Origin of the sequence: Mesomycoplasma conjunctivae (assembly GCF_000026765.1) — a bacterium.
GTDB classification, from domain to species: Bacteria; Bacillota_I; Bacilli_A; order Mycoplasmatales; family Metamycoplasmataceae; genus Mesomycoplasma; species Mesomycoplasma conjunctivae.
On the sequence record NC_012806.1, the window covers coordinates 229771 to 242518 of the forward strand.

Annotated in this window: 13 protein-coding genes; 9 read left to right on the top strand and 4 right to left on the bottom strand. The window is 26.1% G+C overall.

All coding sequences use genetic code 4. The annotated features are described in order from the left end of the window. Positions 1-48: 48 nt before the first annotated feature. Positions 49-1002, bottom strand: coding sequence for a hypothetical protein (locus MCJ_RS01140; RefSeq protein ID WP_012751451.1), 954 nt, complete (start codon positions 1000-1002; stop codon positions 49-51). Positions 1003-1359: 357 nt separating this feature from the next. On the opposite strand from MCJ_RS01140, the gene MCJ_RS01145 reads away from it, so the two are divergent. From MCJ_RS01145 to MCJ_RS01160, 5 genes are all read left to right on the top strand, one after another. Continuing rightward, a complete protein-coding gene (locus MCJ_RS01145; RefSeq protein ID WP_041594496.1) occupies positions 1360-1557 on the top strand; it encodes a hypothetical protein in 198 nt (65 codons plus the stop codon). 175 nt (positions 1558-1732) lie between these two features. Beyond that, positions 1733-1879, top strand: coding sequence for a hypothetical protein (locus MCJ_RS03680; protein ID WP_012751453.1), 147 nt, complete (start codon positions 1733-1735; stop codon positions 1877-1879). Between the two features lie 24 nt (positions 1880-1903). After that, positions 1904-4012, top strand: a complete 2109-nt coding sequence (locus MCJ_RS01150) for a class III lanthionine synthetase LanKC N-terminal domain-containing protein (protein ID WP_012751454.1) — start codon at positions 1904-1906, stop codon at positions 4010-4012. 24 nt (positions 4013-4036) lie between these two features. After that, positions 4037-5629, top strand: a complete 1593-nt coding sequence (locus MCJ_RS01155) for an ATP-binding cassette domain-containing protein (RefSeq protein WP_041594497.1) — start codon at positions 4037-4039, stop codon at positions 5627-5629. A gap of 2 nt (positions 5630-5631) precedes the next feature. Continuing rightward, positions 5632-7221, top strand: coding sequence for an ATP-binding cassette domain-containing protein (locus MCJ_RS01160; RefSeq protein WP_012751456.1), 1590 nt, complete (start codon positions 5632-5634; stop codon positions 7219-7221). A 30-nt stretch (positions 7222-7251) separates the two neighbouring features. Here the strand turns inward: MCJ_RS01160 and MCJ_RS01165 are convergent, their stop codons facing one another. From MCJ_RS01165 to rpsD, 3 genes are all read right to left on the bottom strand, one after another. Continuing rightward, positions 7252-7950 carry a hypothetical protein gene (locus tag MCJ_RS01165; RefSeq protein WP_129621935.1) on the bottom strand — a complete coding sequence of 233 codons (699 nt, stop codon included), beginning with the start codon at positions 7948-7950 and terminating at the stop codon, positions 7252-7254. Between the two features lie 118 nt (positions 7951-8068). Beyond that, the gene (msrB, locus tag MCJ_RS01170; RefSeq protein ID WP_012751458.1) at positions 8069-8497 is read right to left on the bottom strand and encodes a peptide-methionine (R)-S-oxide reductase MsrB; all 429 of its coding nucleotides are present in this window, start codon (positions 8495-8497) and stop codon (positions 8069-8071) included. Between the two features lie 70 nt (positions 8498-8567). Continuing rightward, positions 8568-9188, bottom strand: a complete 621-nt coding sequence (rpsD, locus tag MCJ_RS01175) for a 30S ribosomal protein S4 (RefSeq protein WP_012751459.1) — start codon at positions 9186-9188, stop codon at positions 8568-8570. 276 nt (positions 9189-9464) lie between these two features. Here rpsD and ftsY point away from each other — a divergent pair, with 276 nt between their 5' ends. The 4 genes from ftsY to MCJ_RS01195 are packed head-to-tail and all read left to right on the top strand — an operon-like array spanning position 9465 to position 12729. After that, complete coding sequence (gene ftsY, locus MCJ_RS01180) at positions 9465-10481, top strand: signal recognition particle-docking protein FtsY (protein ID WP_012751460.1); 1017 nt, start codon at positions 9465-9467, stop codon at positions 10479-10481. Continuing rightward, the gene (locus tag MCJ_RS01185; RefSeq protein WP_012751461.1) at positions 10471-10719 is read left to right on the top strand and encodes a sigma factor-like helix-turn-helix DNA-binding protein; all 249 of its coding nucleotides are present in this window, start codon (positions 10471-10473) and stop codon (positions 10717-10719) included. Before ftsY ends, MCJ_RS01185 begins: the two co-directional genes overlap by 11 nt. Beyond that, complete coding sequence (locus MCJ_RS01190) at positions 10706-12388, top strand: ribonuclease J (protein WP_012751462.1); 1683 nt, start codon at positions 10706-10708, stop codon at positions 12386-12388. The genes MCJ_RS01185 and MCJ_RS01190 overlap by 14 nt, the downstream gene beginning before the upstream one ends. An 11-nt stretch (positions 12389-12399) precedes the next feature. Beyond that, the gene (locus MCJ_RS01195) at positions 12400-12729 is read left to right on the top strand and encodes a thioredoxin family protein (protein WP_012751463.1); all 330 of its coding nucleotides are present in this window, start codon (positions 12400-12402) and stop codon (positions 12727-12729) included. Positions 12730-12748 lie beyond the last annotated feature (19 nt).

The window sequence follows — 12748 nt, forward strand, 5'->3', positions numbered from 1 at the left end:
TTAACTACAAGGTATAAAAATTAAATTGTGTAAATAAAAAGATAGATTTTATTGAGTTAAAATTTCTCATATTCCTTTTGTATTATTTCATTTAATTATTTGATGTTCACCCTTGCGTCTTAGAAGTTCTAAATTTCTTTCGCCATCTTTTCCTGAAACTTTATATTTATCACTAATTTGTTTTGCTAATTTCTTTTTTGTGGTTTTTCCACCCACTTCTGTGACTCATTGTTTAACACTTGTTTTCAAGTCTTCAATATCAATAGTACTTTCCCAAGCTACTTTTCTTCCTGAGTTTTTTCTTTCTTTACTTTTAGTTTCATTTTGGTTATCTTTTTTTGTTTTACTTTTTTTTGTTGTTCCTTTCGCTTTTTTCTTTTTTTGTTTTTTCTTTTCTTCTTCTTTATTTGCCTCTTGCTGTTGTTTTTGTTTTTTTGCAATTCTTGGTGATTTTCTAAGTGTTTGGGTAGTATCGGTTTGAGCGTATTGTGTACTTTTTGAATCTTCAGATGGTGTATATGACCACTCAAGTGTTTTCTCTCCCAGATAACCTACTGGTAAGCTTTCTTTGTCAAAAAATATTGGATATAATTCCTCTTGACTTTTAAACCCATAAAAACTTAGAGTATTTGTAAAAAGCCTTTCTCTTAACTCTCTATCAAGACGCTCATTTGCAGTTTCTACTTTTGCTTTTGGTGCTTCTTTGGAATCTACACTTTTGGCATCTTCTGTTTGTTTTTCTTGTTTGTTTTTGCTCTCTTGTTGGTTTGTAGATTCTACCTGTGGTTTGGTTGGCTGATCTACTTGTGGATCTTTACTTTCTTGGTTAGTACCTTCTTGTTCTGCTTCCTGAAAATTTGTTGCTTGAATCAAACTAGTAGATTTGTGTTCTACTAATTTCCTCGCTGCAATATTTGATTTTTGAATACCAAAAAATAAACCTAATCCAAGCGCTATTGTCCCACCTAAAATAGCTGAAATTAGTTTTAATTTTCTTTTCATTTTCCTCCTTGTTAAATTTATCTTTTTTAAAATTATAATTTATTATAACATTAAAAAACAAAGGGCTAATTCTTGTGTGCTGCTAAAAAATTATTTTTCCTTTATTTTTATAGGTTTTTTAGCAAAAAAATTTTTTAAAAAATAATTAAAAAGATAGAGGAGGTTATTATGTCGTTAAGATTTTAAAAAAATAAAAAATAAAAAAGATAGACCAGGTATAAATAATTAATTTGTTAAATTTTTGTTTATTTTTTGGGTTATTTCTCTAATTGTTTATTTTGTTGTTTATTTCTTAATATTGAAAATAAAATGCAGTAAATTTTTTTACATTATTTAATAATGATGAAAGGTGAAAATATGAGTGATAAAGACTTTTTTGATCGTTTAATGGACTGAGTTGATGAAACTATTGAGAGGAAAATTAAAACATCAAAACGTGTTAAACACATTGATATCTCAGATACAAGCTCTAAATCCAGCTTTACTTATATTTGTGTCATTAGCTCAGGCAAAAAGACTAAAAAAGAAAATGTTAAAAAAAGAAAAAAAGACTAATTTACAAATGTTTATATTTTTTAATTTAAAAACATAAAAAATATTATAAAATTATGTCTAAGTACTAAGCATAATCTAAAAATCTTTAAATTTTTGTAAAAACTAATTAATAAGGAAGGAGATAAAATAGAAATATTTAGACCTAAATTTAGCATCTAATTTAGATGATAAAAATTTGTCAATTGAATTAGATTCATTAAATCTTTTAAAAGAATTAGATTTTAATGATTTTGAATTAGAAAATAATTCTATTGAACTAGCTAGAAAAAAAATGACTATTACTACTTATGTTTGCATAGTTAAATCAATACCTGCTTTATAATGCCAAATATTTTTAGGTGAAACTATGATTTATAGAGAGATGCTTAGTACAAACACAAAAATATCAATTTCAAAAACTGATATCTTTGTGTTTGTACACTCTAATACTAGCACTATACCAAATCAAGGTTGAAAAATTCATATATCTGCACTTAATAAAGATTACCATCGTATCCTAAATATTGTTGTGCCTTACTTAATTAATCATAAAATTAGTTTTAAATTTTTAAAAGATAAAAAAGAATTATCAAAAATTAATTCGAAACTTACACACATTTTTTCTTTTGCTAAATTTATAACTATATATCTTGAAAATGAAGATCAACTAAAAAAACACATTCAATTTTTGTATGAAAATACTAAAGGATTTAAAGGTCTACCCATTTATTCAGATCGAAGATATTTAGATTCAAATAATATATACTATAGATATGGTACAAATTTAAAAAATTATAAATATATTAGAGATAACAATAACAAAGCAATTTATAAAGATAGAAATGCTCTTTATTATAGTCTACCCAATTTTATCAAAGAGCCTTTCCCGAATAACAAAAGTGTTATTTTATTTAAAGATCAAGAAGTTAATAATCGTTTTTCATTATTGTATATAGTACATTACACATCTACTTCATCAGTTTTTTTGGGTTTTGATAAAGTCGAAAATAATTATATTATTGTTAAAACATCCCCTATTTATGGTTTGTTTGGAAGTAGAAAATCTGTAATTTGATTTAGGAAAAATGAAGTTGCTATTTTGCAACATATAAAAGAAAAACAAATAAAAAATTCTAACCAATTAATTGACTATTTTGTTGATAATAATCAGTTTTATTTGTTTAAATCCTATGTCAAAGGGCGAGATCTTGGACATCTTTTTTCTGCTAATGATATTTTTAAAAATATTGATAATTTAGACAATGTGGCCAATAAATATATGTTGCTATTAGAAAATATATTTGTTTGCATCTCCAATTTTCATAAATATAATATTATTTTAAATGATGTATCGGTTAAAAATTTTATTTGCAATGATGATCTGTGTAGCTTTATAGATTTAGAAACTTCCTATATTATTGGATCAAAATTTGAAACACTCATTTATTCAACAACCCTATTTAATTTTAAGTTTCCACTTCATACTGTTGATAATCATTTTGCATTAGATATTCTAAAAATGGCAACTATTTTTTGTGAATTTTGAATTGGTCAAATGCAAAATATGTCAAAACCAAAGAATATAAAATGGATGTTTTTAAAAGTTTATAACTTTATTTTGTTTTATCAATTAAATTTACAAATAGTTGATAAATTACTAGCTATTTTTAACCAATTTTTGTCTCAAAAATTTGCATTACTTGAAGTAAAACCATCTTTTAGCAAGACTACCTTAAAAACGGAAATAGATAAGATTTGATCATTTTTTACTAACAATAGAAAGTTAGCTAATAAAAAAGAATATAAAAATGAAATGAAGCAATTTATTTATAAGCTACTTGTTAAAGATAAAATTGATAGTAAAAATTTGGAAAAAATCAAGAAACAATATCAATCATTAAAATTTGAAAAACTTGGAAAATTTAAATCTGAAAATTTAATTTTTTGAGCCATATGAGCTGGATATCAAAAGGATTTTTTATTAGCTCATAGAATAATTGAATATATTTGGAATAAAAGGATAACTGAAATTAATAATCAATATTATATAAAATACAAAGATTTTTTAATTCCTTATTTATGAGGCGGATCGCTTGGATTAGCGTTTGCAATGTCAATAGTAGATAAAGCGAAATATCAAGATAAAATTAATTTAATTGAAAAAACTGTATTACCATATACATCTCAAAAAATTGATATATTTTTTGGAATTTCAGGTTTTATTTTATATTTTAAATGAAAATATAATTTCCAAAAATACTCACATAATATTTTGAAATGAACTACCTTTTTAGTTAACATTTGAGATAGAGAAAATAATTTTTTTGTCAGACAACATGAGCAATTACAAAAAGATGATTACATTATTGCTAAAATACTAAAAAACTTAAGTAAAAATCAATTATTTGCAACAAAATATTTAACATTTGATGAACAAGTTGTTGCAAAAATTGATAAAATTTCTAATTTATTTTAAAAATTTATTGTAGAAAGGATTAAGATGAAAATATTTGTACTAATTAAAATGGCAAAACTCAATTTCTTTATTTATTTTAGCTTAATATTTATGGAAAAGATTTCTTTGTCTTTTAACATTTATAGTTATACCTTTATTGTTCAACATCTTAATAATTATCCTCAACCCACTTTTGGTTTAACCACTTCTATTTTGTTTTGGGTAATTTCGGTTTTTGTTGCCCTATCATTACGTTTAATAAGGCCTCTACTTTCAAGTAGAATTAAAGAGACTATTCGGAATCAATTAAGCTTCAAAATTATCGAAAAAATCCAAAATAGTTCGTATGTAGATATAAAATTTAAGTCTAATTCAATGCTTTCACTTATCAATTATGATATGGTTGAAGCTCTTAATATGATTGATAGTTTCACTACAGTTTTTAATTCTTTGATAGCAATCATAACTAACATTATTTTTATGATTTTGCTTTCACCACAATGAAGTTGAATCTTAATTTTATCAGCATTTATTTTTAGTATCATAGGAATATTTTTTCAATTCTTTTTAAACCAATATGGTCAAAAATTGTCTGATCAATTTTCTAATATCCACCAAGAATTGAGTCAATATAGCAACAAACATATTCAAACATTTAAAACATTTTTTCTTCACAATCAAATATTTAGTTTTAAGAATTTAATTGAACACGGTTTTTCTAAATTTACATCTAAGCGAACCAAAATTCTCAAAAAATCTTCATCTATTAGTTTAATAGCAACTTTTGTAACCACAATGTTTACAGGTATTTTATTGTTAGAAGTTACATTACTAACTTTTTATAATTATTATGATGTATCTATTTTTTTATCATTAATGTTGTATTCTCTTGATTTTTCAGGCTCATTTGGAGATATAATAGTTCAAACTTTTATGCTTTCAATTCGTGGACAATATCTTAGCAATATTATCTCAAAAGTACCGACCACAACAGTTAATCGTGAGCTAAATAAAGCTATTGAAAAAATTTCTATTAGTAATTTATCCTTTGTTTTTGAAGACAAAACGGTTTTTTCAGGAATTAATTTTGATATTTTACCAGGTAAAAAATATTTAATTGATGGCCCAAGTGGAACAGGAAAATCAACGCTTTTGAAAACAATTTTGGGTGTCTATCCTGATTATCAAGGAAATATTTTAATAAATGATGAACTGGAGATAAATCAAGTAAGCTCATCGTCCTTGCGTCAGCAAATTGGTTTTATTGATAATCAAAATATTATTTTTGATGCTAGTTTACAAGATAATATTACACTTTTTGATACACAAGTTGATCTTCAAAAACTAAACAAAATTTTAGATACTCTCAAAATTGATTGATTAAAATTGGAAGACAATATAAATGTTAACAAGTTGTCAGAGGGACAAAAACAAAAAATTGTACTAGCACGACTTAAGTATAGTAATATCAAATTTTGAGTTGTTGATGAAGCACTTGATAATATTCAAAAAGATCATGCTGAGCTTACCATTGATAACTTACTTGGTGATCCTGATTTAACTATTTTGTTTGTTAGTCACCACATTAGTGCTGATTTACGCGAAAAATTTGATGAGGTAATTGCAATTAGAGGTTAACTATGAAAAAAATTACAAAATTATATTTAATTAATGCTTTTTTTGTTATAGTAACATTAGCATTTACCTATTTTGGTTTTTTTGCACCAAAATTATTGTATGAAGCAATTTTAGCAAACAAGATTAAAGAGACTATTATTTGAGTAGTTGTTCAAATTTTCTTTATCTTATTTGAAGCATTATTAGGCACATTTTATGCATCATTTTTTAATTTTATTTTTGGTCAAACAAAAGCACTTGGCTTGTTACACAAACGATTGAATATGTTTGATAATCAAAAAGATATGTATAAAACTTTTGCTCAAAAAGATTCAGGAAGTACATTTTCAAAAATATACAACGAAACTTTTAATAAAGGTCAGGAATATTTTATATTTTTTCTAGATATTATTTCATCAATTTTACCTTTGTTTACAATGATGTTTACCATTTTTTACATTCAACCAATCATTGGAGCAGTTGTTTTAGTTCTAACACTTATTTGGACTTTATTCCCAACTGTTTTCAAGAAAAAAATTGAATCTAAAGTAGCCAATCAGTTAAAATCATATGAAAATTTAAACGATAAGACTACTTCCATTTTGTCTAAATTTGAAGGACTATTATTTTTTAACAAAATTAATTTACTACCAAAAATATTGAATACTGAAGTTAAAAAAGCTAGTATTTATAGTAGAAAATATAATTTTTGGTTAGGTTTTAGCTCTGGCATAAATTTTGGACTAACTATCTTATTTACATTTATTAGTAATGTCTTTATTGTCATTTTGAGTATCGTTTTAAAACAAAATATATCAGCTACTGCTATTTTAATATCTATTAATACCGCTTCTAATTTATTTTTATCTCGATATTCAGAGACTATTTCATCAGTTTTATACTTTTTATCATTAAAAAAACAATTAAAAGTTGCCCCTTTAAAAATAGAACAAAAAGAAAGCGCTTTTGATGAAGAATTACAACAAATAACTATTAGTAATTTAAGCTTTCAATATCAAGACAAAAAAATCTTTGACAACATTAATTTAAATTTTATTCAAGGTAAAAAATATTTACTACGTGGAGAAAATGGTAGTGGAAAATCAACTTTGATGAAAATTTTAATGGGCTTTGAACGTGATTATGAAGGTGAAATTAAATTTAATAATACCAATGCTAAAGATATTTTACAATTAGATATTATCAAAAAAATCAGCTATGTTGATGGTAAACCTTTATTAATTGAAGGAAATATTTATGATAACATTGCATTTTTCAAAAATGTTGACAGAAAAACCATTGATGAATTAATCATGATTTCTGGTTTACAAAAATATAAAGATTCTGTCTCTGAAGTTAGCCACCTAGAAGACAACGACTTTTCTACTGGCGAAAAACAAAGAATTAATTTTGCTTCACATATTGTTGAAAATAAACCATTTGTTGTCATCGATGAAGGCTTATCCAATGTTGACCAAGCAAACACAGCAAATATTATTACTTGATTATTGCAAAAAAATATCACTCTTATTTTAATTTCACATAATTTAGATGAACAAATTGCAAAGCAATTTGATTACATTATTGATATTGACAAATTAAATAAAGTCTAAATTAATTTATAAAAAATATGACAAATTTTATTAATTTAAGATTTGTCATATTTTTTTACTTTTATTATACTCAATTATTTTGTATTTATCACTAGTTAGTAAATTTAATTTTTCTAAACTTAATTTTTTGCTAATTGCATATTTGCTACTAATATTAGAGACTAATTGGTCTTTTGTTATCTTTCCCTTGGCACCTGAAATTCATTGTTTTACATCTTGTGCTAAAATATTAATATCAATAGTTGGTTTATCCGAATTAGCTTTCGTTTTGACTTTTAAAGAGGATGATTTTTTTAGTGTTGCTTTTTTATTATTAGTTGCTTTTGTCTTTGTTTCTATAGGTTTTTTATCTTTTGTAGGCAAAAATTTTTTAATCTTTTTAACATCTGGGATCTCGTCTTGTTTGGTAATCATTTTTGCTAAAATATCATCATTTCTAATACTTTGATTAATTCTTTTTTCAGCAATTTTTCAACCTTGATTTTCTTTGTTTTGGGTAGTATAATCTGAAGTTTTTCTATTTTTATTGCCAGATTTAACTTTATTACTAGTTAGAGAAAAATTATTTCTTAATTTATTAGAATTGTCACTTTTGTTATAAAATTGTTTGTTATTGTTTACAATTAAGTTATTTGATTTTCTTTGTCGATTAATTTCTCAAGTCACTATCCCAAATATTGTCGCTACCACAGTAAAAAGCATTGTTAATCAAATATAAGATTTCTTCATTCCAATTAAGTTAGCAGTTTTTGTCTCTAAAGATGCTTATTGATAAAAAAGATAACTAAAAAAACGTTTTTTTATTGTTTCATAATTAAAAATGAGGCTTATTAAACCTCATTTTTAATTATGAAAAGTATTTAAGAAATTCGCCAAAACCTTCTTTTTCTAAATCTTCTTTTGGAATAAATTTGAGGGCAGCAGAATTAATACAATATCTAAGACCTCCAAATTCTTTTGGTCCATCTTTGAAAACATGTCCTAAATGTGAATCAGCATTTTTAGAGCGCACTTCTACTCTTGGTCTTCCAGGTACTTGAAAATCTGGAACTTCGACAATCATATCTTTGTTGATTGGGGCTGTAAAAGCTGGTCACCCAGAACCGGAATTATATTTAGTTGTAGATAGAAAAAGTGGTGTATTATCAACGATGTCAACATAGATGCCATCTTTGTAATTGTCATTATATTTATTGGCAAATGGTTTTTCAGTGTAGTTCTCTTGAGTAACTCGGTACTGAAGCTCGTCTAGGTGTTCTAAATTTTTCTTTTTCATGTGTTTTTCCTTTGTTTTAGTGATAAAAAATAAAAGAGGATTTTTTATTTTCCTCTTTTATTATAACCTATTATTTACTATAGAACTCAACAATTAGTGATTCTTTTATTTCTTGGTTTAATTCACTTCTCTCTGGTAATCTAATTAATTTTGCTTTAAAGTTTTTAACATCAACTTCAACTCAAGATGCGATAGTTTTTTTCTCAAGAGCGCTTAGTATTTGAACATTTTTTCTAATTTTTCCTTCTTTTTTAGAAGTTAATTCGAAACTATCACCAGGTTTTAATTGAATTGAAGGAATGTTAACTTTTTTACCATTTAGGAGAAAGTGGCCATGATTTACCAATTGTCTAGCTTGTTTTCTTGTTTCTGCAAATCCAGAACGGTAAACTACATTATCAAAACGTGATTCTAGTGCTTGAAGAAAATTGGTTCCGGCAATACCAGGTTTTTTAATAGCCTTGTTAAAAGTATTACGAAATTGTTTTTCACTAACTCCATACATAAAACGAACTTTTTGTTTTTCTTGTAAGTGGATTCCGTAGTCAGATAATTTATATCTACGAGTTGGCCCATGTTGTCCTGGAGCGTATTTTCTTTGTTTACCCTTGACAAATTCTTTACCTGATTCTAAGATTGAAAAACCAAGACGACGTGACTTTTTAAATACTGGTCCTGTATAACGTGACATTATAATTCTCCTTTTTTAAATTTGCAATTTAATTAAAAAAGAGAAAATAAATAATTCTTCAATATAATTTTAAATCTAATACTTTCATTTTACAGCTCTAAATTACTCGTAAATCTAGACAAATTTAAAATATTTATTAAATATTATTTTGCTGCTTATTTAAAAAAATGCTTTATAAATTATACAATAATAACTTTAAAAATAAATAAAAATTTGTCTAAAAATCGAATTAATAAATTATAATAATATTTTGTAAATAAAGGCGGGAATTTTAAAATGTCATTTTTTAAAAAAATAAAAGAAAAAATATTTGGCAAAAAAGAAGAAAAAGATAGCAAGATAAAAAACGATAATGTTGACAAATATGTAGCAGGGTTAACAAAATCTAGCCTTTCTTTTTCTAAACAAATGATCGAATTAAATAAAAGATTTAACAAAGTTGATGAGGAATATTTTGAAGAATTAGAAGAAATATTAATTATGTCTGATATCTCACCAGATTTTGTCCAAATTATAATTTCTGAATTAAAAAGAGAAGTGAGAAATCAAAACCTAACTAATAGTGAATTAATTCCCGAGCTAATTGTTGATAAAATGTACACAATTTATGCTAATCGCTCTTTGATAAATACAAATTTAAACATCAAAGATGATCAGATCAATGTTATTTTAGTTGTTGGTGTCAATGGTTCTGGTAAGACTACCTCGATTTCCAAAATTGCTCACAAACTGATTCAAGAAGGTAAAAAAACTCTTATTGTTGCCGCTGATACTTTCCGAGCTGCCGCTGTCGAACAATTAGAAATATGGGCAAATAGAGTAGGTGCAGATATCCTAAAACCCTATGAAAATGAACAAGATCCAGGATCTGTTGTTTATCGCGGAGTTCAAAAAGGTATAGATGAAAAATTTGATGTTGTTATCATTGATACTGCTGGAAGACTTCAAAATAAAATCAATTTAATGAATGAGCTCAAAAAAATCAACAAAATAATTTCAGAAAAAATTCCAGGAGCACCTCATGAATCACTTCTAGTTATTGATGCAACTACTGGACAAAATGGAGTTTCACAAGCTAAACATTTTTCTGATGTAACACAAATTAGTGGAATTGTTCTTACCAAAATGGATGGCACAAGCAAAGGTGGTATTGTATTTTCAATTAAAGATCAATTAGATATTGATGTTAAATTGGTAGGTCTTGGTGAAAAAATAGATGATTTGCAGCCTTTTGACTTAGATAGTTTTATTTACGGAATGACTAAAGACTTGAGTAGAAAATATGAACAATAAAATTGAAGATAAAGATAAATTTGATAATCTTTATAATAAATTTAGTTTTTTGTTAACACAAAACCAGAAGCAAATATTTCACCTTTATTATAAAGAAAATCTAAGTCTATCAGAGATTGCCAAAATTTTAGCTACAACTCGTGCATCTGTTTTTGATTCGTTAAAAAAAGCGAAACAAAAAATGTTGAAAATTGAACAAAAAATGCTTCAAGAGAAAGGAAAAAATGGCCAAAATTAGTTTTTTTGCCCTTGGTGGTCAAGATGAAAATGGAAAAAATTGCTATGTTTTAGAAATTGATAATAATATTTTTGTAATTAATTCAGGAGTTAAAATCCCATTAAATAGTGGTATAGGAATCGACACTATTATCCCTGATTTTAGCTACATTGAAAAAAATGCTCATAAAGTCAAAGGTGTCTTCATTACTGACTCAAAAAATGAATCATTTTCAGCATTACCTTGGCTTGTTATGAAAGTCAAAAAATTACCAATTTATTGTTCTTCATTTACCAAAGCACTCATTCTTGATCGAATGAGCAAATATGGTATTAATACAAACGATTTTGAGATTAAAAATATTGCAAAACCTATTGAAATTAGTCCACAAATCAAAGTAAAAGCAATTCCAGTTGCTGGATCAATGCCAGGAATTTATGGTTTTAATTTTGAAACTGAAGATGGTGTTATTTTATTTTTAACTAATTTTATCATTGGTAATTTAGGCATTTATGGTAATACTAATTTAGATTTAATTAAAAAATATATTAGTCATCCCAAAGGTATTTTAGCACTCATTGCCGATTCCGGGCGTGCTAATTTTCCAGGAAAGACCATTGATAAAATTTTTACCAAAAGTTTTTTAGAAAAAACATTTTTAAATGCTAGCAATAAAAGCCGAATTATTGTGGGAGTATATGACGAGGAAATGCTCTCAATTCAGGAAATTATTGATTTAGCTACAAAATTTAATCGTAAAATTACTGCATATGGTAGAAAATATGACCAACTTTATGACATGATTGTCAAACTCAATGATAAAACTCAGACAAAATTCCTAGCAAAACCTATCTTTTTTGACTTTAAACAAGCCAATAAAGAACAAAACAGTGTGATATTAATTACTTCGACTCCAGAGCGTATTTACCAAAGATTTATCCGTATTTTAGAAAAAGAAGACGTTTTTTTAAGATTTAAAAAAAGCGATCATGTTATAATGTTAGCGCCACCTATAAACGGCATTGAGCAAACCCATGCTAAAGTGTTAGATGAAATTGCTAAGGTAACTTCAAATTTAGTTGATATAAGCGAGTCTGACTTTCGAGTTGCAAGGCCTTCAAGAGATGATCTGGCTGAATTAATTGCTAAGTTAGAGCCTAAGTATTTTATTCCAATTCAAGGTTTATATCGTTATTTGGTAGTCGCTGGTAATATAGCACACAAGGCTAAAATTAAAAAATCAAATATTGTAATATTACAAAACCGCAGAGCCGTAAATTTTATAGATGGTAACTTATTTTCGCAAAAAAAAGTTATTAAATGTGAAAGCGAAGTCTTTGTCGATGGTTTTGGCGTTGGCGATATTTCCTTTGAAGTTTTACGCGAGCGCGAACTCCTATCACGTGATGGTGTTCTCATAATTTCAATGCTTTATGATTATAGTTCTAAAAAAATCCTTTCAAAACCAACAATTACTGAATATGGGATACTATCAAGAGAAAACAAAGAAGAGATAAATCAAATAATTGATGATATTATTGTTGATAACTTTGCGAGTTTAACTAAAATAAGTGATAAAATAATTCGTGAACTTCAAGAAAAAATTCAAAAGTCAATCAAGCGGAAAATTTTTCGACTTTATGACAAAGAGCCAATGGTGGTTCTTGTAGTTCAAAATACACATGGGTAATTATTTGCAATATGAAAAAACTTAAATGAATAGATGCGCAAAAAGAAATTGAAACTGGTGTAGTTTATCTTGAATTTTCAGTAGACTGATGTGGCGATTGCAAAATGCAAAAATTTGTTAATGACCAAATTACAGAACACTATGCTGACAATGAGAAAATCAAATTAATTCAAGTTGATGCAGAAGAAGCTGAATTATTTAGAAAAAAAGGAACAAGATTTGAAGTCTTATTTGTCCCAACACACATTGTTATGAAAGATGGTGAAATTCTTTTCAAAAGATTTGATTATACACCAAAAGAAATACTAGTTGAACAAATAGACAAAGCACTAGCATTATAATATTTATTTTTGCGAAAAA